17 protein-coding genes, 1 tRNA gene and 1 pseudogene are annotated in these 23,224 nt (G+C 67.4%); 11 read left to right on the forward strand and 8 right to left on the reverse strand.

The annotated features are described in order from the left end of the window. The first annotated feature begins 9 nt into the window (after positions 1 to 9). Complete coding sequence (locus GTZ93_RS16280) at positions 10 to 159, forward strand: hypothetical protein (protein WP_257978933.1); 150 nt, start codon at positions 10 to 12, stop codon at positions 157 to 159. 220 nt (positions 160 to 379) lie between these two features. Here the strand turns inward: GTZ93_RS16280 and GTZ93_RS16285 are convergent, their stop codons facing one another. Further along, positions 380 to 2,077, reverse strand: a complete 1,698-nt coding sequence (locus GTZ93_RS16285) for a carboxylesterase family protein (RefSeq protein WP_257978932.1) — start codon at positions 2,075 to 2,077, stop codon at positions 380 to 382. Between the two features lie 1,097 nt (positions 2,078 to 3,174). Between GTZ93_RS16285 and GTZ93_RS16290 the strand changes: the two genes are divergently transcribed. Continuing rightward, the gene (locus GTZ93_RS16290; RefSeq protein WP_257978938.1) at positions 3,175 to 3,702 is read left to right on the forward strand and encodes an integrase core domain-containing protein; all 528 of its coding nucleotides are present in this window, start codon (positions 3,175 to 3,177) and stop codon (positions 3,700 to 3,702) included. Positions 3,703 to 3,860: 158 nt separating this feature from the next. On the opposite strand, the gene GTZ93_RS16295 is transcribed toward GTZ93_RS16290, so the two are convergent. Then, positions 3,861 to 5,234 carry a sigma 54-interacting transcriptional regulator gene (locus GTZ93_RS16295; RefSeq protein ID WP_139915294.1) on the reverse strand — a complete coding sequence of 458 codons (1,374 nt, stop codon included), beginning with the start codon at positions 5,232 to 5,234 and terminating at the stop codon, positions 3,861 to 3,863. A gap of 481 nt (positions 5,235 to 5,715) precedes the next feature. On the opposite strand from GTZ93_RS16295, the gene GTZ93_RS16300 reads away from it, so the two are divergent. After that, positions 5,716 to 6,672 (forward strand): ADYC domain-containing protein, encoded by a 957-nt coding sequence (locus GTZ93_RS16300; protein ID WP_139915293.1) that lies wholly within the window; start codon positions 5,716 to 5,718, stop codon positions 6,670 to 6,672. Here GTZ93_RS16300 and GTZ93_RS16305 read toward each other — a convergent pair. Next, a complete protein-coding gene (locus GTZ93_RS16305) occupies positions 6,653 to 9,850 on the reverse strand; it encodes a serine/threonine-protein kinase (RefSeq protein WP_257978931.1) in 3,198 nt (1,065 codons plus the stop codon). The two genes, GTZ93_RS16300 and GTZ93_RS16305, sit on opposite strands and share 20 nt — an antisense overlap. A 360-nt stretch (positions 9,851 to 10,210) precedes the next feature. Between GTZ93_RS16305 and GTZ93_RS16310 the strand changes: the two genes are divergently transcribed. Both GTZ93_RS16310 and GTZ93_RS16315 read left to right on the forward strand, forming a co-directional pair. After that, on the forward strand, positions 10,211 to 10,657 hold the full coding sequence (locus tag GTZ93_RS16310; RefSeq protein ID WP_161662868.1) for a hypothetical protein: 447 nt from the start codon (positions 10,211 to 10,213) through the stop codon (positions 10,655 to 10,657). Between the two features lie 64 nt (positions 10,658 to 10,721). Continuing rightward, positions 10,722 to 11,417 carry a hypothetical protein gene (locus tag GTZ93_RS16315; protein ID WP_161662869.1) on the forward strand — a complete coding sequence of 232 codons (696 nt, stop codon included), beginning with the start codon at positions 10,722 to 10,724 and terminating at the stop codon, positions 11,415 to 11,417. Positions 11,418 to 11,665: 248 nt separating this feature from the next. Here the strand turns inward: GTZ93_RS16315 and GTZ93_RS16320 are convergent. Together GTZ93_RS16320 and GTZ93_RS16325 are read right to left on the reverse strand one after the other, a co-directional pair. Next, positions 11,666 to 11,971, reverse strand: a pseudogene (locus GTZ93_RS16320) (transposase domain-containing protein); the annotation flags it as partial. Positions 11,972 to 12,125: 154 nt separating this feature from the next. Further along, positions 12,126 to 12,470: a hypothetical protein gene (locus GTZ93_RS16325; RefSeq protein WP_139922121.1), complete on the reverse strand. Its 345-nt coding sequence runs from the start codon at positions 12,468 to 12,470 to the stop codon at positions 12,126 to 12,128. 841 nt (positions 12,471 to 13,311) lie between these two features. Here GTZ93_RS16325 and GTZ93_RS16330 point away from each other — a divergent pair. Together GTZ93_RS16330 and GTZ93_RS16335 are read left to right on the forward strand one after the other, a co-directional pair. Further along, positions 13,312 to 13,902, forward strand: coding sequence for a TetR/AcrR family transcriptional regulator (locus GTZ93_RS16330; protein WP_257979452.1), 591 nt, complete (start codon positions 13,312 to 13,314; stop codon positions 13,900 to 13,902). Between the two features lie 89 nt (positions 13,903 to 13,991). Further along, the gene (locus tag GTZ93_RS16335; RefSeq protein WP_139922120.1) at positions 13,992 to 14,996 is read left to right on the forward strand and encodes a hypothetical protein; all 1,005 of its coding nucleotides are present in this window, start codon (positions 13,992 to 13,994) and stop codon (positions 14,994 to 14,996) included. A gap of 49 nt (positions 14,997 to 15,045) precedes the next feature. On the opposite strand, the gene GTZ93_RS16340 is transcribed toward GTZ93_RS16335, so the two are convergent. Together GTZ93_RS16340 and GTZ93_RS16345 are read right to left on the reverse strand one after the other, a co-directional pair. After that, positions 15,046 to 15,822 carry a trypsin-like serine peptidase gene (locus tag GTZ93_RS16340; protein ID WP_257979451.1) on the reverse strand — a complete coding sequence of 259 codons (777 nt, stop codon included), beginning with the start codon at positions 15,820 to 15,822 and terminating at the stop codon, positions 15,046 to 15,048. A gap of 22 nt (positions 15,823 to 15,844) precedes the next feature. Continuing rightward, positions 15,845 to 16,330, reverse strand: coding sequence for a M57 family metalloprotease (locus GTZ93_RS16345; RefSeq protein ID WP_276528809.1), 486 nt, complete (start codon positions 16,328 to 16,330; stop codon positions 15,845 to 15,847). A 1,254-nt stretch (positions 16,331 to 17,584) separates the two neighbouring features. On the opposite strand from GTZ93_RS16345, the gene istB reads away from it, so the two are divergent. The 3 genes from istB to GTZ93_RS16360 all read left to right on the forward strand — a co-directional run bounded on the left by istB (position 17,585) and on the right by GTZ93_RS16360 (position 19,257). Continuing rightward, the gene (gene istB, locus GTZ93_RS16350) at positions 17,585 to 18,409 is read left to right on the forward strand and encodes an IS21-like element helper ATPase IstB (protein ID WP_139922123.1); all 825 of its coding nucleotides are present in this window, start codon (positions 17,585 to 17,587) and stop codon (positions 18,407 to 18,409) included. Positions 18,410 to 18,721: 312 nt separating this feature from the next. Beyond that, on the forward strand, positions 18,722 to 19,117 hold the full coding sequence (locus GTZ93_RS16355; protein WP_139922116.1) for a hypothetical protein: 396 nt from the start codon (positions 18,722 to 18,724) through the stop codon (positions 19,115 to 19,117). Between the two features lie 56 nt (positions 19,118 to 19,173). Further along, positions 19,174 to 19,257: transfer RNA gene (locus GTZ93_RS16360), tRNA-OTHER, on the forward strand. 65 nt (positions 19,258 to 19,322) lie between these two features. Here GTZ93_RS16360 and GTZ93_RS16365 read toward each other — a convergent pair. Then, positions 19,323 to 21,290, reverse strand: a complete 1,968-nt coding sequence (locus tag GTZ93_RS16365; RefSeq protein ID WP_139922114.1) for a hypothetical protein — start codon at positions 21,288 to 21,290, stop codon at positions 19,323 to 19,325. A gap of 851 nt (positions 21,291 to 22,141) precedes the next feature. Here GTZ93_RS16365 and GTZ93_RS42765 point away from each other — a divergent pair. After that, positions 22,142 to 23,179 (forward strand): integrase core domain-containing protein, encoded by a 1,038-nt coding sequence (locus tag GTZ93_RS42765; protein WP_257978921.1) that lies wholly within the window; start codon positions 22,142 to 22,144, stop codon positions 23,177 to 23,179. Positions 23,180 to 23,224: the final 45 nt, after the last annotated feature.

Below are 23,224 nucleotides of genomic sequence, written 5' to 3' on the forward strand. Positions count from 1 at the left end.
GAGTGGCGCGTGCGGTGGTTGCATGGGACGGCGGACCTCAACCGCCAGGGCAACGGCACGGCCACGGTGCGGGTGACGGCGCCGGGGCTGTACCGCGTGCGGAGCGTCGCGAGTGCCCGGCGTGCCCGGGACGCCTACAACGACCTGGCGTGGCCATGAGCCTGAAGGTGATTTCGGACCTCCTCGCCGAGCAGGGGCGCGCGAAGCCCGCGCGCCTCGGTCACTCGCATTGACGCGCTGCTTGACGGGGTCTTGACGCACTCATGGCGCAGCGACCGAATCTTGGTCGTGACGCGAGGCGTGAATCGCGCCGCGTCACGAGGCGCGCAGGAGCCGGGCCTGGGCAAAGCAGACCCGGCTCACGCCGGACGGAGCGCGCTCAGGGGCGCTGCTGCGCGAGCATCCAGCTCAGCATCTTGGGCTCCGCATAGTAGACGCGGTCCCAGATGCTGTGCCCCCCCGTATGGAAGAGCGAGAAGATCATCGGCCGCTCGGGGGGATTGCCGCTCGCGTCCGTGGACGTGTAGCCATCCACCCACTCCCAGCTTAGGGTGGCCGGCCGGAAGAACGCGGTCTGATCCCGGCTCGGATAGGTGTACGTGTCCATGAGGGTTCCCGTGCTGCCCATCGCCTGCCCCAGCCGGGTGAACCAGTCGCGCGTCCCGGTCCACGCGTCATTGATGGCATGCGTCGCCCAGAGGGGGAGGTTGCTGTTCACGATGTTCTGCGCCAGGGTGGCGGAGGCGCCGAAGCCACCGTTGCAGACCGGTGCCGCGGCCGCCAGCTTCGACGGGAAGAAGCCCGCGTAAGCGAACGTCCCGGCGCCTCCCATGCTAAGACCCGTCAGGTACACGCGCTTCGTGTCAACCTTGTACGTCGCCAGGATTCGGTCGATGAAGACGTTCAGGTCCGTCTGGGCCTCATAGTCGTTCCACAGGTTGGCAGTCTGCGGCGCCACGAGGATGAAGGGATAGTCCTTCCCGAACTTGTCGAAGTATGACGCGAGCCCCTCGCTTCGGACTTTGTACAACCGATCGCCACTATTCCCTTCGCCACCATTCCCTCGCTGCCCAGCGCCGTGCAGGAAGATGACGATGGGCCACGTGTCACGCGTCGCGTAGCCCGGCGGTAGGTACAAGGCATAGCCATATTTCTCGGACGGGTGGCCGGGGGTCGACGACTTGTAGATATTCTGCATCGTGCCCTGCCCGTTGAGGGAAGGCTCCACCCGCACCTTCGTGCGTGAGGTGGCCACGGCGCCGCCATCATCCGTCACGCGGAGCTCGAACTCGTAGAGCCCCACCACCAGGTTCGACGCCGTGGCGGACAGGGTATTGGCGCCCGTGAGCGACGCGGTGCTCGGCCCGGAGACCTGCGACCACTGCTGGGAGACCACCGTCCCGTCACTGTCGCTCGCGGTGCCCGTGAGCTGCGCGGACGACGTGGGCATATACACCGTCTGGTCCAGGCCCGCCGAGGCCGTGGGAGGCACGTTGGGCACGCCACTCGCCGGCGTGCCGTAGATGACGACCTCGTTGGTGGCCCCGTTCATGTTGCGCGCGAAGTGGATGTAGCGCGTGCGCTGTCCGACGGTGATGAACCTCCACTGCTCCCACTTGTCGGTCAGCAGGGCCGGGAGCGCCGTCCATTGACCGGGAGAACCCACGCTGAAGTAGACGTAACCCTCGAAGCCAACATTGTCGTAGGTGTCGAATACGCCGACTTCCGTCACGTCGTAGAGCGCCCCCAGGTCGATGACGAACCCCATGGGGTACCGGTCCTCGGTGTAGACGACGTTGCCCCAGGTCGTCGCGGGCTTGAACGTCCATCCTCCCCGCGGGTCCCCAATCAGCGTCTGCTCGTCATAAAGGTTCTGATACGCCCCCAGCGTCGGGCGGATGCCGTCGGGCTGAACCATCGACGGAGTGATGATGAGCTGCTGCGCCACGAGCGGCGTGGCGACGGAGGAGACCGCTTGCTCCGCGGTGCCTTCCTCGGGCGCTCCGCAGGCTCCCATCAGCAAGCCCAGCGCGACGAATCCACTCTTCCACGCCTCACGAAATTGCCATCGAGCCACAAAGCCTCCTCATTCGGGGATGAGAAGGCCAAGCTAAAACCAACCATTCCAGAAAATCCAGCATGCTCGATTTCTCATACTTCCCGCCGCGTCCTGTGGGGACATCACATCAGGATGTTCTATGGATACACTCGTAATTGAATTGCTGTCGCACAAACACCTTCCTAGATGCATGAAACGGACTCCACGCGGGGCTCCACGGAACGCCGGTCCCGATGAGGGAAGAAGCGAGCCTCGGCGCCTCCGCGCGGTGACAAAGCGGCGGGAGGGGGCGCGCGATTCTGAAGCACCACCTGGGCCTGCCCACGGCAGGTGCGAGGCTGGCCCCGGCGAGAGGGCCCCTGTGGCTACCGGATATTCGGGTCCCAGTGCTCGCGGACGTCAGCTAACGCTTCATTGCATGTACGAAACTGTGAGTGGGCCCTGGATAACGCAGGGCCCCACTGCCTGCTGGGCCAGAAGGGGAGCGAGTGTGAGCGGCTGTCGCTGTGGCGCCGAGCGGCGCGTGACAGGGCGTGGCAGAATTCTGGCCTGCCAGCTACGGTCGGCAGGAATGGCAAGATGCACGTCTTCGTGATGGCGCTGGTCGAGACGATGCGCTCGGCCCTGCGGAGCCGTTCGGAGCTGGCGCTGGAGAACCTGGCTCTTCGCCAGCAACTTGCAGTCTTCCGTGAGAAGCGCCCATCCCCGAGGCTTGCCCGGGGCGACCGCATCTTCTGGGTCGTTTTCCAACGCCTCTGGCAGGGTTGGCGGAGGCCATTGTGCCGGGTGCAGCCGGCGACTGTGGTGAAGTGGCATCGGATGGGCTTTCGGCTCTTCTGGCGCTGGAAGTCCCGGAGTCGGGTGGGACGTCCTCGGGCAACCCTGGAACTGCGCGCGTTGATTCGGCGCATGGCCGAAGCCAACCCAACATGGGGGCCCCGCGCATTCACGGGGAGTTGCTGAAGCTGGGGATGGCGGTAGGCCAGACACCGGTCGCTCGGTACATGCCCAGACCGGGAAGGGGAGCGCCGAAACCGTCACCAACATGGCGGAACTTCTTGCGCTTGCATCTGGTGGAGTCCGCGGGGATGGACTTCCTTGTCATTCCGACTGCGATGTTTGGAGTGCTGTTGGGATTTGTGGTTGTGAGTCACCGGGACAGGCGAATCCTCCACCTCAATGTGACAGCGCACCCGACAGAAGAATGGACGAAGCAGTTGCGAGAGGCCTTTCCCTGGGCCAGTGCTCCGAGGCACTTGCACCGAGACAGGGACAAGCTCTACTCAGAGGGCGTTCGCGCCACGCTTACCCATTTGGGGATTCGGGAGGTGCCGAGTGCAGCACGGTGTCCGTGGCAGAATCCCTATGCGGAGAGAGTCATCGGCTCGATACGTAGGGAGCTGCTGGACCATGTCGTCGTCCTGAACGAAGCCCACGCTCGGCGCCTGCTGCGCGAGTACCAGCGCTACTACAACGCGAGCCGGACGCACCTGTCGCTCGGGAAAGATGCGCCTGAGACGCGTGAGGTGCAGGGCACGGAGCACGGAGCCAAGGTGATAGAGCTACCTATCTGCGTTCGCAGGACGGGAGGGGAGTGTCCACGCGCGGGCAGAGAGGTGTTGAGGCGTCTGAGCCGGGCGTAATTCCGACCTCCATCAAATGGAAGAGAGGACCCAGCGGCTCGTCATGCGCATCGCTCACGTCATGACGCGCATTTTGACGCAGCTTTGACGCACTGATGACGCAGCGACCGAATTTTGGGTAGGCACAACCCGCCCACCGTCCGCCACGTCGCGTCGACTCACGCATGTTCGTCCGAGTCGGGAACGGAGATGTCATGGCGCGCGAGCAGCCTCCGGAGCTGCGTGCGGTGCATGCCGAGCGCTTCCGCCGTGGCGGTCACATTGCCTCCGTTCTGGCGCAGGGCGTGTTCGATGCGGGTGCGCTCGTCAGCGGGAAGGGGCTTCGCCTTCGAGGGCGCCTTCCGGGGCGGCGCGCGCGGGGCTTCGGGAGGCAGAGACAAGGCCGGCCCGAAGGCCGCTCCGGCGTCAGGCTTGAGATGACATCCCTCGACCCGAGATGCGCCTCGCAGGTGCGACGCATGTTCGGCGACGCCCAGCTCGGACATCAGCTCGCGAACGTTGCCGGGCCAGGGCCTGCGCAGACACTCCTCGACCAACGAGACGTGCAGGCTTCTCCCGGGCGACAGCCCCCGCTCGAGCAACAGGGGAATCTCCTCGGGCCGCTGGCGCAGCGGTGGCAAGGTGACGTCGGGCCGGCCGATACGGAAATACAGGTCCTCGCGCAGCCGTCCGCTTGCCACCTGTGCGCGCAGGTCCTTGTTGCTGGCGCAGCAGACGTGCAGGTCGATCCGCTGCGCCTTGGAAGCCCCCAGCGCGAGCACCTCTCGGTTCTCGAGCACTCGCAAGAGCTTGGCCTGCACCGCCAGGTCCAGCTCCACGACCTCGTCGAGGAACAGGGTGCCGCCATCCGCGGACTGGAGGTATCCCTGCGCATCCACGTCAGCCCCCGAGTAAGCCCCCTTCCGAGCACCGAACAGCAACCGCTCCGCGAGACTCTCGGGAATGGCCGCGCAATTGACGGCGATGAAGGGACCACTTCTCCGAGGGGAGAGCGCGTGGAAGGCGCGCGCCACGCCTTCCTTTCCGGTGCCACTCTCTCCCTGGATGTACAGTGAATGGCCGAGGCTGGCCTGGGAGACCTCCTTGAGCAGGCCTTGCATCGCGGGCCCTCGCACGAACTGCTCCACGACTTCGACCCCGTGGAGCTCGAGCGGCCGCAGGTCCATGCTGGGAACGAAGAGCGAGTCCCCCATGCGCACCACGCGCCGTGCTTCATGAGCAGTCCCCTTGGGAATGGCCACTCCATCCACGAACGTGCCGTTCTGGCTCCCCAGGTCCGTCACCCAGAATCGTTGCCCATCGAAGCGGACCTGGGCATGGCGCCGCGACATCTTCGCGTCCTGGACCTCTCCCAGCGCGGCGGTGCCTCGCCCCAGTTCCAGCGCGCCCTCTTTCAAGCGCAGCGCCACGGCCATGGCCTTTCCCCCACCAAAGAGTCGCATCAGGCCCGGGACACGTGCCTCTGCGTCCGTGCCCGCGCCAGCGGCCCCCCTGCTCGCGCGCAGCGTCGACCGCTCCTGTTCCGTTTCCATGACGGCCATCCTATAGGTCGAACAGGGAGTTCTCAGGAATTCGAGGTCCGCGCCGTACCGTGGCGTGGTATTCGGCAAACAAGACATACGCCTGGATGGAATGGACATGCCCCTGAAGCAAGCCCCCCGCCCCTCCGCGTTCGACTCGCGGGCGAGGTCGCGGCTGCTGTCTCTCTTGATGCTGTTCCTGGCCCCCGGGGTCAGCGGTTGCTGTGCATTGTTCCCCGGGAGCAAATCTTGCGTGAAACCCACGCCGCCTCCCGGAGAGCCCGACCTCAACGAAGGCCTGCCCGTGCGGGACTGCAGCGTGGAGACCTGTGTGCTCGGAGCGGGAGCACAGCAACTGACTCCCTTGGAATGTCCGACGGGACAACCCAACTGCCAGCCTCCAGATACGAACGGCCTGGGCATCTTCATCGTCGAGGGCGGCACATACTGCTTCGTGGCGGATGGTGCATCGCGCTTCTGTCCTGAAGCCTTCGTGAACCTCCCGGCGTCGGACGCAGCGCGGCTCCCCCATGTCCAGTTGATGGGCAGGGACCCGGTCGCACACGGGAACTCGGTCGTCGGATACCCCCTGGTCGGAGCCCTTCAGCACCCACAGGATCCCGACACCTACGAGAACGTGCGGATTCACAGCATCCAGGCGGAGGGCACCGAGCTCACCGTGAACTACTGTCGTGAATCCAGCGACTGCTTGGACACCAGTCAGCTCCGTCCCCTCCGGGGTGACGACCTCCGCCGACTGAAACTCATGACGACGCTCAGGGGCGACGACCGCGAAGCCAGAAGAGAGGTCATCTTCGAGGTGGCCGTGAGGCCCCGCCCCGAGGCATCGACCCGGTTCCACAAGTATGACATCCTCTACCGGGAACCCACTCCCGGACGCCCTTGGGTGAATCACTGTGACCCGAGAGGCGCCGAAGCCCCCGGCAGGGACGCCACTGCATTTCTGCCCGGACTCCGCATCAACAGCGTGAACGCAGCCGTCGAGCACGTCCCGGCGTGGACCACCCTCGGCTGTGAATCGGGCGCCATCGTCACGTGCCTCGACTGGGGCTATGCCCCCTGGAACCCCGACACGGGCGTCTACAACGGGCTCCACGGCCATGTCTTCGGCGCGTGCCTGCAGGCGAAGCGCGCCGCGTACTTCGTCGGACACGGAGACCTCACCAGCTACACCCGGAATGGCACGCGCATCGACAAGCGCGACGAGTTCGGCTTGGGGAGGAGCGCGAACAACCAGATCGCGGAGCTTCGAGCGCTGGAGGCGCTCTGGAGCCCCCAGGGCGCGGTCTGTCTCAACGTGGAGAATCGCCGGGTCCCCGGCATCACCCTGCCCGACGGCGTGCACGGCGTGCCCCCCTGCGACAAGCCGCCCACGTGGACACCCACGGGAAAGCTCGCGACGGGGCCGCTCACCCCCGCGCCGGATTGAGCCCCGCTTCGCGAAGCGCCTCCTCGTACTCCCGCCGGAGCAGCGGCTGGAGCTCGAGGGCCCTCGACAGCGACTCGCGGGCCTGACGCAGCCACTCGGCGCGAGCCTGCGCTCCGCTCGCCAGCCGGGCCTGGAGCAGCCGCAGCCCGCCACGGACGGCATGGGCCGAGGCCAGCTTCGGGTCCAGCGTGAGCGCCAGCTCCACCTGCGCGAGGCCCTCGGAGATGAAACCGGGGGCCTCGCTCGGCGACACGGCTTGCGCCAGCCGCAGGCAGGCGCTCGCGAGCACCTGGTGGGACTCGTTGTATGGATGTATCTCCACCGCCCGCCGGGCCTCGGCGCGCGCGAGCTGGAGGTGTCGCAGTCCAGGCCGTCCGCTCCGTCGTGCCCAGTCGGCCTCCACGAGCGCCAGCCGCGTGCGCAGGACCTGGCAGTCGGCGCACCTCGCATCTCCGCGCGACGCGGCGGCCAGGGCTCGCTGGCCCTCCTGGAGCGCGGCACCGGGGTCCCTGTCTTCTCCCACGGCCTGGGTTGCCGAGAACAGGTGCTCCATCGCGAGGAAGAAATGGGTCCGCCCGAAAGTCGGATTGATGGCGAGGGAGCGCTCGAACCAGCCGGAAGCGCGCTCCAACGACGCCCGCGCATCCGCTCCCGAGGCAACGAGGTACTCCACGCGGAGCAGCTCCGAGAGCCCCAGCTTGTTCAGCGCGGAGTGGAAGTTGCCGTTGATGGCGAGCGCCGCCTCCCCCGCCGCGATGGCCTTGCGCACCTCAGGCTCCGGGTCGAGTCCGCGCGCGAGCCCCTGCGCCGCCATCGCGTTGTACAGCTCCGCCAGGTTCGAGTAGCCGAACACGTATTTCGGGTCGTATCTCACGGCCAGACGCAGGAGGCGTTCCGCCTCGGCGTAGGAGGCGGACGGGTCCTCTCCGCGCTCGCGCTGGCGATTCCCCCGCCAACGATGCACCAGGGACAGGTCGTTGAGTCCCCATGGGTATTGGGGTTGGAGCTCGAGGGCCCGGCCCAATCGGGAGATGGCCTCGTCCCAGGCAGGCTCGGGGTCTCTTCCCTCCCAGGACGCCTGGAGCCCTTGGAAGAAATAGCCGACCCCCAGGATGTCATGCGCCTGGATGTCCCGAGGGGACAGCTCCACCGCGCGAGACGCGGTCGCGAGGCAGTCGGTGAGGATTCGTTTCGGGTCCAGCCCCTCGCCTCCGGGATTCGCGGCGCGGTAGCGATTGATGAGGATGAAGGCCTTGCGGGTGTATCCGGCTCCACGAGACGGCGCGGCCTGGATGCCCTGCTCCGCCGCGGCCAGCGCCTTCTCCAGCGATAAATGGGGAGACTGTCCCTGGCGTCGGTCCAGCTCCGCCTCCTGCAACCCCACCTCGGCCAGCGCCTCGTAGCTCCGGGCGTCGCTGCGTCCCAGCTCCACGGCGCGCTCGTGGAGGCGGCGGGCCTCGCGCAGACCCGAGCGCGCCGCGTCGTACTCGCCCCGCTCCAGTTGCTCCATCGCCCGCGCATGCGCCACGTCTCCCGCGAGCTTCCGTGCCTCGTACAGCCACGGAGCCTCGGCCTCGGCGAGCATCGCGGCCCGCGATGCCGCGTCGTAGTCACGGCGATAGAAGGCAATCAGCCCCTCCAGATACCGAGGGGACTCCAGCTCCAGCACACGGCTGTGCTCGAGCGATTGGAGCGCCGGCTGGAGGTACTGTTCTTCGACAGCACGCTGCCGCACCGCGACCCACGTCGGGTCTCCGCCGCGCCGCGCTTCTTCCATCGCCTGGTGGTAGCGCTCACCGAGGACCCTGCCCAGCGCATGATGAAGCTCCGGCGAGTCCAATCCCTTCTGTCTCGCTCGCGTCAGCGCTTCGTGAGCCTGCTCCAGCTCGTGCAGCGCGAGATGGCCCCGCCCCAGCGCGTACTGGACGAGCGCGTCTCCCGGCGCCCCCAGCGTGTGCCCCCAGGACGCGATTCGCGCCATGCGCTCGCGCACGAGCTGCTGCTCTCGACGGGTGTCATGCAGGGGGGCCGTGTAGGCCATGCGCAGGAACCACTCGAGGTCCTTCACCTGCTGGCCCAGCTGCTCGGCCATCCGCGCGCGTCCCTCCGATTGCAGTCGGGCATGACGCGCCTCCAGGCTGGAGGTGACGCCCAGGGCCGAGAGGACCAGGATGCTCGAGAGCGACACGGCGGAGACGGCCACCAGGGTCCGGTGTTTGCGCGCGCGGCGCCACAGGCGGAGGAGCAACCCCGGGCGCTGCCCGAGGATGGGCTCTCCGTCGATGTAGCGTCCCAGGTCCTCGGCCAGGGCACGGGCCGACGGGTAGCGCTGCTCCGGGTCCTTGCTCAGACACTTGAGGACGATGACCTCCAGGTCACCGGGTAGGTGCGGCACGAGCGTGCGCAGGGGCGGCGCCTCCTCGTGGAGCACTTTGTTGAGAGTGCCCAGGAGCGTCTTGTCCGAGAACGGGGGCGCGCCGGCGAGCAACTCGTGGAGGGTGGCGCCGAGGCCATAGACATCCGAGCGACGGTCGACGGCCCGCGTCTCCCCTTGGGCCTGCTCCGGTGACATGTACGCGGGCGTCCCCATCACCGCGCCGGACCGGGTGAGGCCCTGCTCGAGGCCGGACTCGTGCGCCAAGCCGAAGTCCATCACCACCGGGACGCAGCGCCCGTCCTCCTGCCGCCGCACCAGGATGTTGCCCGGCTTGAGGTCGCGGTGGATGACGCCGAGCCTGTGCGCCTCGTGCATCGCGGCGGCGACCTCTCGCATCAGCTGGACCTTCTCCGGGAGCGACAGTCCTCCGGCGACATGGTCGAGCCGCTGGCCCTCGATGAGTTGCATGGCGATGTAGTCGCGGCCCTCCGCGTGCCCAACCTCGTACACCGCGCACACGTTCGGATGGTCGATTCGCGCCTGCGCCCGCGCCTCTTGGAGGAAGCGCATCACCCGGTCCGGGTCGGCGCCCCGTACGAACTTCAGCGCGACGGTGCGGCTCAGCCGCCGGTCCCAGGCCTTGTGGACCTCTCCCATGCCGCCGCGGCCGAGCAACGCCAGCAACGTGTAGTGGCCCACGGAGGAGTCCCCGAGGAGACCGGTCGCCCCCGCACCGGGCGCGATGCTGAGCTCTACGGTGGGCTGCGCCGCCTCCGGAACGTCCTCCCGGTCATCGTCCACGGGTCCCCCCATGGCGTCATGATAGCCCATGGCGGTCGGCCCAGGCGCACGGACCCAGGCAATCCGGCACGGCGAAGAGGTGTGCCCGGCACCGCCCGGTGCTGTGCCTGCATCGTGCCCGCCAGGCCCACCGTCACGTGAGTTCAGAGGGAGACGCCTCTGATGAGCGCGTCCTCAGGCTCGGCACGCGGGCTGCAATCACATGCAGTCGACGCGGATGCATGGAGAGGCCATCCCGGCCGCGATTCCCACTCCACACATCCACGTTCATGCCGCCGAGCCGAGGGGCCGGCTGCGGCAAGCACACTCACGCGCCTCGAAGTACCCCCACTCCCAGAAACCGAACCCATGACCCATCACATGAAAACCCTCATTGTTTCAGCGCTGATGCTCACCAGCGTCGCTGGTACCGCCAACGCCCGCACCCTGGCCGGGTGGCACGGCAAGCCGCAGCTCCACGCGGACGGCGCTTGCATGGGCGAGTCGTGGACCACGCAGACCAACAACTGCTCCAGGAACGTCACCCTGTTCTACCCGCTCATGGTCGACGCCTCCGGTAACTACCGGGTCCTCGTGAACGCCTACGGCGCGACCACCGCCAACAACGTCGGCTGCCGGTTCTTCGGGCTCAGCAGCGATGCGACGAGCATTTGGTCGGTGCCCGTCAGCTATCTCCCGGGCTTCGGCGCCAACCGGGAAATCTTGCTCGGCCCGGTGTACGTGCCCGCCTACGGTACGGGCACGCTGAACCTCGCGTGCGATGTCAGCCCAGGCGGGCGCGTGAACAGCGTGAACTGGTACCAATAGTCCCATCGAGCCGCCGCTCCCCGGCTTCCGGGGAGCGGCGGCTCCACCCACCGAGGTCATGACCATGAAGCCCCGGCAACTCTTGACGGGAGGCGCCCTCGCCTGCGCGTGCGCCACCGTGCTGTTCGTCCAGCAGCGACACGAAAGGGACGAACTCCTTCGGCTCGCCTCCACGACGGAGCTTCTCACCGCCGAGAGGCAGGAGCCGGCCCCCGCTTCCGAGCCCACGCCGCCCACCCTCCTCCGCGAGGCGCGCGTCGAAGTCGCCGTCCCCTCCCCCCTGGCACCCGAGCCCACGGCCCCGACACCCGAGCTCGCATCCCCGACACCCAAGACCGTGGTGACGCCTACCCCGTCGTCCGTCTCCACGGAGCAGGTGAGACAGCGCCTCGAGGACTACTTCGGAGACGAGTCTTTTGACACCGCCTGGGCCCGGAGTGCGGAGCAGCAAGCGAAGGACGGCGTGAGGGCCGCGCTGCCAGTCCCCTCGCAGCTCAGGTCCGTCGAGTGCCGGGCCAGCCTGTGCCGCATCGAGACGGAGCATGGAGACAGCGAGCAGTCGCTCACCTTCGTGCGCACGGCGTTCATGGATCCGGAGCGACAGGTGTGGAACGCGGCCTTCGTGACGGTGCGCGGCGCGGACTCGACCGACGACCACATCGTCACCGTCACGTACCTGGCGCGAGAAGGCGTGGACCTTCCCATGGAGAGACTGCTCGCTCCGGGCGACGAGGACGCCGACGCCCAGGCCCTCCAGTAAGGTGAGCCTCTGCCTGGCCGCGACGGTGGAGAAGCCGAGAAAGCAGAGGTCGGCACGGATGGATTGGGCCGGGCTGCTCCGCCCCGTGTTCCGGCTCGGCCCGCGGCCTTGCTGGCCCCCAGCCCTCGCCCTCAAGATGGCTTCTATCCCGCCTACACGCACATTGAGGAACTCCAGCGGGGTAACCGTCCGGCCAGTGACGTGCCGGGGGGATTGATGGCAGACGCGGACCGTGCTCGGCGAGCTGTTCAGGGAGTGAGTTGGAGGGGCGAATCGGGCGGGTCGGCGGAGCGTCGCCGCATCCACTCGTGGGGTAGCAGCTCACCGATGCGCGAGTTGGGGTGTGTCTGGACGCGCAGCAGGACGCCCGCGAGGTAGGGCTCGGGGTTGACGCCGTTGGCCTCGCAGGTGGCCACCAGCGCATAGAGGCCCGCGAGGTTTTCGCTCGTGGCCGACGAAGAGGAAATTCTTTGGCCCAGGGCCGCCTTCCGCAGCGCCGATTCCGAGCGGTTGTTGTCCAAGGGCAGGCGCTCATCCGAGACGAAGCGGCTCATTCAGGACGCGGATGAAGCTTACCCGATGGCTCAGTTGGCGCGCCGCTCACCCGTTATGACTCGCGGTTGATGCAGCTTTGATTCACCCACGACACATCGACCGAGTTTTGGGTAGGCACCGCCGGCTGCGCACAGTCCTTCGATAGGATTTCAGTCAGTCTTTTCGATTCGGAACGGAGCGGTTCCAACTCGTGCGTCCACCGAGTGCCTTGCCTACCCGGCATAGGAGCGCACGCATCCGTCGGTCGTGGTGGCTCGTGTCGCTCTCGAGGAGCGTTGTCACATCACCCTGTGCGAGGGTGTCGAACACCTGGACTTGCGCAGCGAGCTCCGCGCGCAGTTCGCCGCACGCCGGCGGGCGGAGCTTCAAGGCCTCCGTCAGCAGCCAGAGTTGCTCGTGAAGGCTGCGCAGGACGAGGAACGCCTGGTTGCGCAGGTGGGCGGGCTCGGCCGCGAAGGCGCGCGTCGCACGCTGGCCGGCACCGTAGCAGTCGTACACGGCGCAGCCCCGGCACCCACGCCCGATGAGGTCGGCGTGGTTGGCGCAGCGATTCCCGCGTGTCAGGTGCTGGCATGCGACTCCCGCAGGCTTGTCGAACGCGAAGTCCTCTGAGCGCTCGAAGGAGGTGGCCACGCAGCAAAGGGCCGCGCAGGAGGAGCAGTCGGGGACAAGGTCGGGTCGGCGCATCGCGGGAACCTCGGGGCGCACGGAGCCCCATTCGCATGGGCATTCCCACGCGGCGGGCGCTCGTCATCGTTGGGTGGAAGGGGAAGGGGGCGACGCACCGACTCCGGTGCGTGCTTACGGGCTGCTTCGCGTGTCGGTCATCCCGTCACGAGCGCGACTGGAGGTCAGAGCACAGCACGAGCGTTGGCGCTGGAGGCCGCTCCCCCGGCGCATTGGGGGCGCAGCGATCAGATCAGGAAGGCATGTGAGCGGTGCCCTCTTCAGTCGCTCCTGTTTAACAGGGCGTTTAACAGCCAGAGAGAGGTCGGGTTTTAAGCCCGGGGAGGGCTGGAACTCTGGAAACGCGGGTCAGGAGAGAGCGGCCCTCTCCGCAAGAGCCACGCGGACGTTAAACAGCTTCTGTTAAACGCTCTCGATCTCTCTCCCCAAACCCCGCTCCGAAGGACCTCGGAGGGCCATTCTGAAGGGGAGAGAGGCGGGCGCGGCGCTCTGGAACCGAGAGGGCCGAGAGTGTCTGCGCTAGCGGCCACAGACGAAATCCGTTGGAATTCAGGGGCTTAAGCACGAAGGCCCCGCGATATTCATCGCGAGGCCCGTGGAAAGCAAAAAGGCCCTGCCGGGTTAGGGAAGGGCCTTCTTTTTTGCTCCCCGAATGAAGCCCTGCGCGAACTCGTTCTCTGCGCTCTCTCCAGAGACTGCGACGGAAAAGACGACCGGCGCCATCGCCGAGCGGGCGGGGGTGTCACGGGGCGCCTGTCAGCACCACTTCCCGACGCGGACGGCCCTCGTCGCGGCGGCCGTCGAGCACGTCTTCCACCAGCAGATCGAAGAGCTCGCGCGACGCGCGAAGGGACTGCCGGAGAGCCGGCGACGCATCGAGCCCCTGTTGAACCTGCTGCATGACGTCTATGCCGGTCCGCTCTTCACCGCCGCGACGCACCTCTGGGTGGCCGCCGTGGCGGATGAGGAGCTGAAGGCGATGCTGCTGCCGCTCGAGACGCACGTCGGCCGGGAGGTGCACCGGATCACCGTCGAACTGCTCGGCCTCGATGAGCGCGACCGCGACGTCCGCGATGCGGTGCGCGCGACGCTCGACCTTTTGCGCGGTCTGGCGCTCGCGAGCCTGCTCCACGACGATACCACCCGACGCCGCAAGGTGATTGCCCACTGGGCGAGGACCCTCGAAGCGCAGCTCACGCCGAAGCGCGCCCCCCGGCCGGCTGAAGCGCGACGCGAGCTGTAGGGCAGCATACACATGGGTCCGCCTGTCGGCTCGCCTGGGAGCGGAGAAGGTGGTAGGCATTGCTGGCGTCCACTGATTGGAGAGCCGCCATGCCGACCCGGATCCCAAAGCCTATCAACCCGCCGCCCACCCACCTGGTCAAAGCCCGGTCGGAGGCGCCACGGCCCGCGCCGGCGGTGATCCCACCCGCGACGAACACGGCCGCGCCAAACCAGGCGACCGGGACGAACACCCACCAGGGGACGAGCGCCTTCTCCACGCCGGTGGCCGGCGCCCACCACGCACAGCCTCCCTCCCACGCTGTCGGCTTCACGCAGGGCGCCGCCCCCGCGATGGCTCCGAACAAGAAGGATGCGCCCGCGCTCAACCTGGATCAGGCCTCCTGCCTCACCCACGGCATCAGCCCGGAGTTCGTCGACAGCGCGCTCCGTGGCCGTCAGCTCCGCTCCGCCTACAACCGGCTGGGCCCCGAGGCGAAGTACAGCCGGCCCGCGGACAAGAACGGCGGAGGCGCCCTCGCGGTCTACACCCGCGCGGTGGGCACCGAGCAGAAGGCCTGGCCGTCCAAGGGCCTCGGCGTCGGCAGCAACGACGACAAGGTGCAGATGATCCTCAGCCCCGAGGTGCTGACGAAGCCCGGCCACTCCTGGCGCGCCTCCTCCACGGACAACATGGGGCTCGTGCCAGGCGCGACGAAGCACGACCAGTCCCAGCTCGCGAAGGATGGCAACCCGCTCCAGCGCACGAAGCCCCTCTGGGGGAAGCAGTCCGAGGCGTCCCGCAACGACAACTTCAACCGGACCGTGGCGGGCACGGCCCCCAAGGAGCAGAACGAGCAACTCCACTGGCAGAAGGTCCCCCTCACCAACAACCTCAAGGGGATGGTCTGCACGTCCCAGGCGACCTTCGACAAGATGATGCAGCTCGAGGGCGCCCGGCCCAGCGGCCTCAAGCTGCCAACGGGCATCGCGGGGCTGGGCTCCGTCCCCATGGGCGGCCAGCGGATCCCCGTCACGCTCGTTGACGGGAAGACCTCCCTGGTCACCGCGCTGCGCGCGTCGGGAATCGCCAACAGCCAGGGACAGGTCCGCTAGCGCGAGCCCCGCGCCGCGAACGCGAGGGGCGGCCCAGGGCCGCCTCCGCTCAGCGTTCGGCGATGTCGCCGCTCTGAAGGTACGAGGACGCTTCGACAATCGACTCCAGGGTCCAACCCCGGTTGGTCCCGCAGCCGAATGAGTCGCAATCGCCGTCCGTGTGGATGCCCAGCAGGTGTCCCTGACGGTTGAGCACGCCCGCGCCGGAGCTCCCGACCAGGGTGTCCAGGTCCGAGTAGTAGAGCTGCCGGTCACATGAAGCCACGAAGCTGCCTTCAGCGATGACCTTGGGCAAGCCGCGGGGATGCTGGATGATGGCCAGCCGCTCGGTGGGCCGCGTCGTCAGCAGGACGGGCCTGACCGCGGGCAGCACATCCAACTGGATGAGCGCATAGTCGGGTTCGAGCGACTGCTCGATGACGGAGCCCTCGGTGACCAGCGGGTCGCCGTCGGACGCCTCCTCGAAGTTGAAGACCAGCAGCGCCCGGTCGCCCAGCCTGGCACAGTGCCCGGCCGTCACGACCACGGGACCCGCGCTTGCTTCAATCAAGGTTCCAGTGCAGCGCCCGTCAATCAGCACGACCGCGTCCTCGCGGTCCTGGATGACGTCGGAGAACTCGCCCTGGTAGCGGTTGATGGGGATGAATTCGCGGAGCGGGCCGCACTGAGAGAGGCCGCGCACCTCCGGCTTCTTCACGCTCGCGCAGACAGAGGGAACCTCGGCGAGGCCGGTGCCCGGAGGCTCCCCGGGCACCCCCGTTCCACAGGCCGCGAGGCCCAGGAAGAAGGTGCCCGCGAGAAGCGGCCCCCAGTGCGACAGGGACATCCCTGGGGGCCTTGAGCGCATCTCAGTAGATGGTGGTCAGCGCGGTTATGTCGGAGCTGGTCCACTCGCCGGTCTCGGTGGACCGGAAGCAGGAGTTCATGATCGAACCGCCGACCGTGGCCGTGCTCGGCGTGCCGGAGATGAGGATGGCGCCCACGCCCGCGGTGCCCTCGTTGGAGGCGGAGCCACCACAGCTGATGGCGCGGTTGTAGTAGTCCGAGTGACGGAAGCCGATCGTGTGGCCGATCTCGTGCGTGATGACGTGCTCGTTCACGTCAACGCTGTAGCTCTGCAGGCCGGTGCCGATGTTGATGGTGCCGTAGGGCAGGCCGCCCGAGGGGAAGCCCGAGGAGCCACCGGCGCCGGACGTGATGGTCGCGGTGATGTTCGCGTTGCAACCCGTGGTCGGGCCGCGCGCCATGGTGAAGGTGAGGCCCAGGCTGTTGTAGTTGCCGATCGCCAGATCGAGGCCCTGGCTCAGGCGGCTGTAGAGGCCCGTGTAAAACAAAAGGGCCCTACCGGTTGGTAGGGCCCTTCGTTCAGCTCCCCGAATGAAGCCCTGCGCGAACTCGTTCTCGGAGTTTCTCTGAGAGGACTCAAACTCTCTGAGGGCCGAAAAACCGAGCGATATCCAGCGGTTTCAAAGAGGGGGCTCGGCGCCCCCTTCAATCGGGGACCGATTGAATGTCCGCGAACTACACGGCGGGTGACCTCCCGTCCATGGTTCTGAGCCTCTCGGCGCCCGCTTCACAGAGAGTGCGCGGTGGCGGTGGGCGTGGGCTCGCGGGGCGAAGCATGGGGTGGTGGGTAAAGGTCGCATGATCTCGATGCGCGCGCGGAAGCTGAGACAGGCGAGGCCGTATCCGCAGGCTCCCGTGGCCCATCGCGGCCCGGCCGGCCGGGCGTCCACGGCCTGCGCGGGTAGTAGGTCTCCGCAGGCGGTACCGAGTCAGGCCGCGTGCAGCAGCAGCTTGGTACGCCCCGATGCCGCCCCCCAGTGCTCCACCACTCCTTCGCCGCTACAGGAACTCGGCGGCTCCTACGCGCGCCGCGCTCACTCGCATTGACGCCTGCCGAATGTGGCTTTGACGCGCGCATGAGGCTGCGACCGAATTTCGGATGGGCACACGGGACCTCGTGCCACCATTGGCGGAGGCCGCGAGCCCTCTCGTGTCCGGCCGCTCCCGTGAGCGCCGGCCGAGATCACCGCAGCGCTGGTCGCCCGGGCACGTAGTAGTCCTCACTCGGCTGGCAGTCGTCGGGCTCGGTTTTGCAGTCCCTTCTTCAGGAGCGCACAGCCTTTTGAGTGCGCGGGGCGGCATAGGTAGTTCTTCGGTGATTCCGACCCCGCTTTCGCCGCTTCAGGAATTCGCCGGCTCTGTGCGCCTCGCTTACTCGCATCAACGCGCTCATGCCGCAGCGAACGAAATTTGAGTAGGCACGGGGGCATCAGAGAGGAACACTTTCCCCGCGACGCGCACCTCATACGCGCTACAACGGTGCTCACGAACGTGGATCGAGGCAGGTGTTGCCGCGCACGTTTGTTGATGGCCGGATGAGCCGCGTGGTTGCGGGCCTCGGGACTACGGTTCCCCAGTCGCGTCAAGGCCTTGGCCGCCTCCGGCGGTGCCCTTCGGGCAGCCCTGACTCGACCGGAGAACCGTAGGATGGGAGCAATCAGTTCCGCTTCTTGCGGAAACTGCTGTCGCGTCAATGGTTTGGGTCTCATCACGAGCGTGCCCACTGGTGATCCAGCTTCGTGATGGCATTTTCGCTGCCCCCAATTGGGCTCCCATCATCCAGTCGGTACGAGAACGGGTCGGTCTCCCTCATCCACCGTGCTCAGCAACACCTGGGCCTGCACTCCACCTCCGAGTCCCTCGAAGACCTCATCGCCCGCGCCACCAAGGCCCGCTGGGGCCCCACCGAGTTGATCGAGCACGTCGCCGACGAGGAGCTCAAGGAGCGCGGCCGCCGCAGCCTGGAGCGGCGCCTTTCTCGCAGCAAGCTCGGCCGCCTCAAACCCATGGCCGATTACGACTGGGCCTGGCCCAAGCAGATTGACCGGGAGGCCGTGGAGTCCGCCCTCCGGCTGGACTTCATGCAGAGCGCCCGCAACGTCGTCATTGTCGCGCCCCAGGGGCTGGGCAAGACGATGATTGCCCAGAACATCGCCCACCAGGCCGTCCTGCGCGGCCACTCCGCGCTCTTCACCACCGCCTCGCAGCTGCTGCTGGACCTGGGCAGCCAGGACTCCTCGCGCGGCCTGGACCGGCGCCTGCGCCACTACACCACCCGCACCGGCCTGCTCGTCATCGACGAGGTGGGCTACCTCTCCTACGACGCGAGGAACGCCGACCTGCTCTTCCAGGTCGTCTCCAGAAGGTATGAGCAGAAGTCGCTCGTGCTGACCACCAACCTGCCGTTTTCGCAGTGGCCGAGCATCTTCCCCAATGCCGCGTGCGCCACTGCGCTCATTGACCGCGTCATCCACCACGCCGACATCATCACCATCGAGGGGCAGAGCTACCGCCGCAGGACCGCGGAGCAGAACGCCGCCGCGCGCAAGGCGAAGACGAAGCGCTGAGCCTCACCCCGGGGCGGTCGACCTGCTGAACCCGTCCGCCGCCCCGGTCCAAATTTCCGCGCTTCCTCGTGAACACCAACAGCCGCCGCCGAGCGCGAGCTCGCCAAGGCGCAGCGTGCCGAGGCGATCGCCGCGGCGCGCGCCGAGCGCGCCGCGGCCCATCACGCGCCTGCCGCGCGGCGCGCGCGTGCCCGCTGCCGCATCCGCTTCGCCACCACGATGGTCGCGGTGCTCGCGCTCGCCGTCGCCGGTGTCGGCGTGTGGCAGCTCGTCGTGGCCGGGGTCTCGACTCTCGTGTGGGCTGGGGGAGCGGTGTTCGCCGCGTCGGCGCTCATCCTCCAGCGCATGTCGCGGGTGGCCGCGCGCGCCGTGCGCCGGGAGACGGTCGCCCCCGTCGCCCGCGCCGCACAGGTCGTGCCGGACGTCGCGCTCGCCGGGGCTCGCCCGGCGACGTGGACGCCGCGCGAGCTTCCGAAGCCGCTCGCCTCGTCGGTCGGCTCGCGCGCCGCCGCCGTGCTGGACGAGCGCGACGCCCGCGAGGCGCTGCGTGCCGCCGCTCGTGAGGAGGCCGCCCAGCCGCAGCCGCCGTCCATCGACACCGCGCGGGTCGCGCGCGCGTCGGAGTTCAGCCGCATGGGCTACGTGGACGACGCCGAGATCGAGGCGCACGTCCGGCAGCTGCTGGCGCGCCGCGCCGTCGGCGCGTGACCCTGCCCGCGTCGGGGGAGCGGTCGCGATCGTGATAATGTAGACGGGTTGTTCACGGGCCTGTGGCGCAGTTGGCAGCGCGCTTCGTTCGCAATTTCGCAATGAAGAGGTCAGGGGTTCGAATCCCCTCAGGTCCACCACGACGCAGAACGGCCCCTGGTGACGGGGGCCGTTCTGCTGGTTCCGGGCTCCGTTCGCACGGAGATCAGAACACGCCCATCCGCAAATTGTCGGTGATGTAGCGATAGAACGGGTCCTCCGTGTCCGGCTCCCATTTCTTCGTCCCGGCTTTCAGAGCTGAGCGGGCGAACCAGTCACTGACGATCTGCGCCTGAGCCTCGAGACCCATCTCGGTGTAGTCGAAGTCGGCGGTCGCCGGATAGCTGTACGACGACTCGCCCTCGACGCACGCGGAGATGCCCTTGCCGAGGTATGACAGGCCCATCTTGTCGTGATGCGCCTGGCATGCGTGAACGAGTTCGTGGATGAACGTCTCCCCGTACTTGCGCCGACCCAGATGGTAGTTGCGAGGGTCTGGAAAGCCCGAGCGGCCCATGTTCAGGGTGATCTTGCCGTCGAAGCGCCGGAACGTGAACGCCCGGTCTTTCTCCCCCGACCAGTCGGTGACGACGAGCATTTCACGTGGTGGCAGCGAATCGCCGAACACCGTGCTTTTGGCCCAGTCGTACTGCTCCTCGGTCACCTCGGTCTCCTGGCTGCCGGCGGCGATCATCGCCCGCGTCCCCAGTGAGACGAGCGTGCCGAACGGCCCGGCCATCCAGTACATGTCGTTGATGATCTGCGCTCCCGGCAGCAGAGACCCCGTCGCCACGAGGCTGCCCACTTCCACGCCCAGGAAGACCAGCACCAGCGTTCCCGTCCCCGCCGTGTACGCCACGACGGCCTTGATCGCCCACCCGAGCACCGTCTCGAACGTGCTGACGATGCCGCTCTCGTACTCCGTCGCCGTCTCGAGGGTGGCGCCCCTCAGCATGTCGAGCAGTGCGGGCCCGTCGTCATCCACCGAGGGGTGCAGCTCGGACCAGTCGTCGTCCCGTGAGCCCGAGTGGAACGTGCCGTAGACGCTCCCGGAGTGGTTGAACACGATCGCGGGGGCATCGGGCTTCGCCGGCCGAAGGACCGCTCGAACGGAGAAGTCGTAATTGTCCGAACCGCTGTTGTGCGCATGGCCCGACCACTCCACGCTCCCGTCCGGATTCACCTGGATGGTGACGCGCCCGCCCAGCGCTGCAAGCCCGCCGGAGCGGATGGGCCCGCTGGCAAACACAGGGCGCGGCGTCCCCGGCGGATCGGGCGGCCAGACAATGCGATCGTTCTCGAACAGCTGCTCACGTCCCGGTGCCTTGATGCGATCGGTCGGCGGACCGATCGGATAGCCGACCTCTCCCGCTTCTCGCCCCCGGCGGCGCCACTCTGTCTGGATCTCGTCCGCGATCTCCCACGCACCGAACTCCGGCGTGGCATAGATCGACGGGCCGGCGACACTGCTGCCGTCGGGCTGCAATGTGGCCAGCGTGACGTACTCGCCGCGGCCGTCGGGGAGCGCGACATGGTCACTCGTCGGATAGCCGTACTGGTCGTACGCCAGCTCCGACCAGCGTTGCGCGATCGACTCGCGCAGTGTGCCGACGCCGGTCTCCGGATGCCAGCAGATCCACCCGTGCTCGAACTGTTGCCGCGCACCGACGCCGTCCACGGTGGTGCCGACGCCGTCGATCGGGAAGCCGACTGGATTACCTGCGGCCCCGGCGGCGTTCCAGTGCTGCCAGATCGCTCCATAGACCTCGAACGCTCCGGAACCGGTGGCAGCGCACACGGCCAGCTCTTCGCCCAGCCCACCGTCGTGCTCGATGATCCGCAACGGCGCGAACGCTCCGCTGCCGTCCGGTGTCGACTGCTGGTCGGCCTCCGGCATCGCGCCGAGATGCACTCCGCGCTCGAGCCACCGTTCGCTGATCGCGCCATACAGCGCGTGCGCTCCGAGTTGCTCGCACCAAGCGACCGCGCCACCATCGAAGCTCCGGTATGCCCCGACGAAGGACGTCTGCGTCGGCGACTGCGGCGCCCCGAGGGCTCCCGCTTCTCCGCCGAGCTCCTGCCACTTCGCGGTGATCGCCTCGGCGCCGACAGCGCCCTCGTTCGTTGTCGTCATGGCAGCCCCTCGCCCCGCACGATGTGGGTCTCATGAAGCGGGGGTCAGCAGCGGACGGCCGGGGCCTCCGATGTCCGGCCCAAGGAGCACCGGGCAGCCGAGTGCTCCTGTCGAGGGCTCGGGCGTCTCTGCTCTCCGGCGTCGTGCGGTGCGGGGGTGGCCAGCGCACTCCGGGTGTCAGAAGGGTGGGGGGCGGTGTCGGGGAGGAACATGACTCTGGGTGGGGGGGCTTCGCTGTAGCGGCCGCCGAGGGGACTGGTGAAGTGCAGCACCCCGCCGGCGGTCTGCGTCACCGTCCACTCTGTTTCGGTTTTCAGAGTGTGGTGGCGGGTGCAGAGGTGGCAGAGGTTGCACACGTCGGTTCTGCCGCCGTGTTGGTGTTCGTGGTTGTGGTCGATCTGGCAGCGGATGGCGGGTTGGCGGCAGCCGGGCATGCGGCAGTGCTGGTCGCGGGCGCGGAGGAACCGGATCTGTTCTTTCCGGGGAGTGTATCGGTCGGTGGCGAGCACGGTGCCGGAGGCACTCCCAGGTGCCTCAACACCTCCTTGATGCCAGGGCCCTTGAGCACCGCCAACACCCGCCTCCTTGCCCCGCAGCTCGGGCAAGCGAAGACGTCGAAGCCGAAGCTGCGCTTCAACAACCCTTGTGGCTACCGGATATTTGGGTCCGGTGAGAAGCGTGCGTCAGCGAACGCGTCATTGCATGCACAGTCCTCCAGATGGGGGCCGAAGAATGCCGGGGATGGAAGGGGTGGGGGGGAGTGTGCGCAGGTGCCTCTATGAAGCCATGCTGCTCGTGACGGGGTTCGGCAGAATTCTGGTCTGCCAGCTACGGCCGGCAAGAATGGCAAGATGCGGGTCTTCGTGAAGGCGCTGGTCGAGACGATGCGCTCGGCCCTGCGGAGCCGTTCGGATCTGGTGCTGGAGAACCTGGCTCTTCGTCAGCAACTCGCAGTCTTTCGTGAGAAGCGCGCATCACCGCGGCTTGCGCGGGGCGACCGCCTCTTCTGGGTGTTTCTCCAACGCCTCTGGCAGGGCTGGCGGAGGCCACTGTGCTTGGTGCAGCCTGCGACAGTGGTGAAGTGGCATCGGATGGGCTTTCGACTCTTCTGGCGATGGAAGTCCCGGAGTCAGGTGGGGCGGCCTCGGGCAACTCCAGAGGTGCGCGCGTTGATTCGGCGCATGGCCGAAGCCAATCCGACATGGGGTGCCCCGCGCATTCACGGGGAGTTACTAAAGCTGGGGATGGAGGTTGGTCAGACAACGGTCGCTCGGTACATGCCCAGACCGGGAAGGGGAGCGCCGAAATCGTCACAAACATGGCGGAACTTCTTGCGCTTGCATCTGGCGGAATCCGCGGGGATGGACTTCTTTGTCATTCCGACTGCGACGTTTGGAGTGCTGTTGGGATTTGTGGTTGTGAGTCACCGAGACAGGCGAATCCTCAACCTCAATGTGACAGCGCATCCGACGGAAGAATGGACGAAGCAGCAGTTGCGAGAGGCCTTTCCCTGGACCAGTGCTCCGAGATACTTGCACCGAGATAGGGACAAGCTCTACTCCGAGAGCGTTCGCGCCACGCTTACCCATTTGGGGATTCGCGAGGTGCCGAGTGCAGCACGGTGTCCGTGGCAGAATCCCTATGCGGAGAGAGTCATCGGCTCGATACGTAGGGAGCTGCTGGACCATGTCGTCGTCCTGAACGAAGCCCACGCTCGGTGCCTGCTGCGTGAGTACCAGCGCTACTACAATGCGAGCCGGACGCACCTGTCGCTCGGGAAAGATGCGCCCGAGACGCGTGAGGTGCAGGGCCCGGATCACGGAGCCAAGGTGATAGAGCTGCGGGAAGTCTTCGGGCTCCACCACCGGTACGAGCGCCGCGCTGCGTAGCGTCTCGGTCCTTCTACCAACACCCTCGCAGATCCGCGCATGCTG

Source organism: Corallococcus exiguus, assembly GCF_009909105.1.
GTDB lineage: Bacteria > Myxococcota > Myxococcia > Myxococcales > Myxococcaceae > Corallococcus > Corallococcus exiguus.

Coding starts and splice junctions, on each gene's coding strand:
- GTZ93_RS16330 (WP_257979452.1), top strand. CDS start 13,312: ATGAAGCCCTGCGCGAACTCGTTCTCTGCGCTCTCTCCAGAGACTGCG.
- GTZ93_RS16295 (WP_139915294.1), bottom strand. CDS start 5,234: ATGGAAACGGAACAGGAGCGGTCGACGCTGCGCGCGAGCAGGGGGGCC.
- GTZ93_RS16315 (WP_161662869.1), top strand. CDS start 10,722: ATGAAGCCCCGGCAACTCTTGACGGGAGGCGCCCTCGCCTGCGCGTGC.
- GTZ93_RS42765 (WP_257978921.1), top strand. CDS start 22,142: ATGCGGGTCTTCGTGAAGGCGCTGGTCGAGACGATGCGCTCGGCCCTG.
- GTZ93_RS16365 (WP_139922114.1), bottom strand. CDS start 21,290: ATGACGACAACGAACGAGGGCGCTGTCGGCGCCGAGGCGATCACCGCG.
- GTZ93_RS16335 (WP_139922120.1), top strand. CDS start 13,992: ATGCCGACCCGGATCCCAAAGCCTATCAACCCGCCGCCCACCCACCTG.
- GTZ93_RS16340 (WP_257979451.1), bottom strand. CDS start 15,822: ATGTCCCTGTCGCACTGGGGGCCGCTTCTCGCGGGCACCTTCTTCCTG.
- GTZ93_RS16290 (WP_257978938.1), top strand. CDS start 3,175: ATGTTTGGAGTGCTGTTGGGATTTGTGGTTGTGAGTCACCGGGACAGG.
- istB (WP_139922123.1), top strand. CDS start 17,585: ATGGCATTTTCGCTGCCCCCAATTGGGCTCCCATCATCCAGTCGGTAC.
- GTZ93_RS16310 (WP_161662868.1), top strand. CDS start 10,211: ATGAAAACCCTCATTGTTTCAGCGCTGATGCTCACCAGCGTCGCTGGT.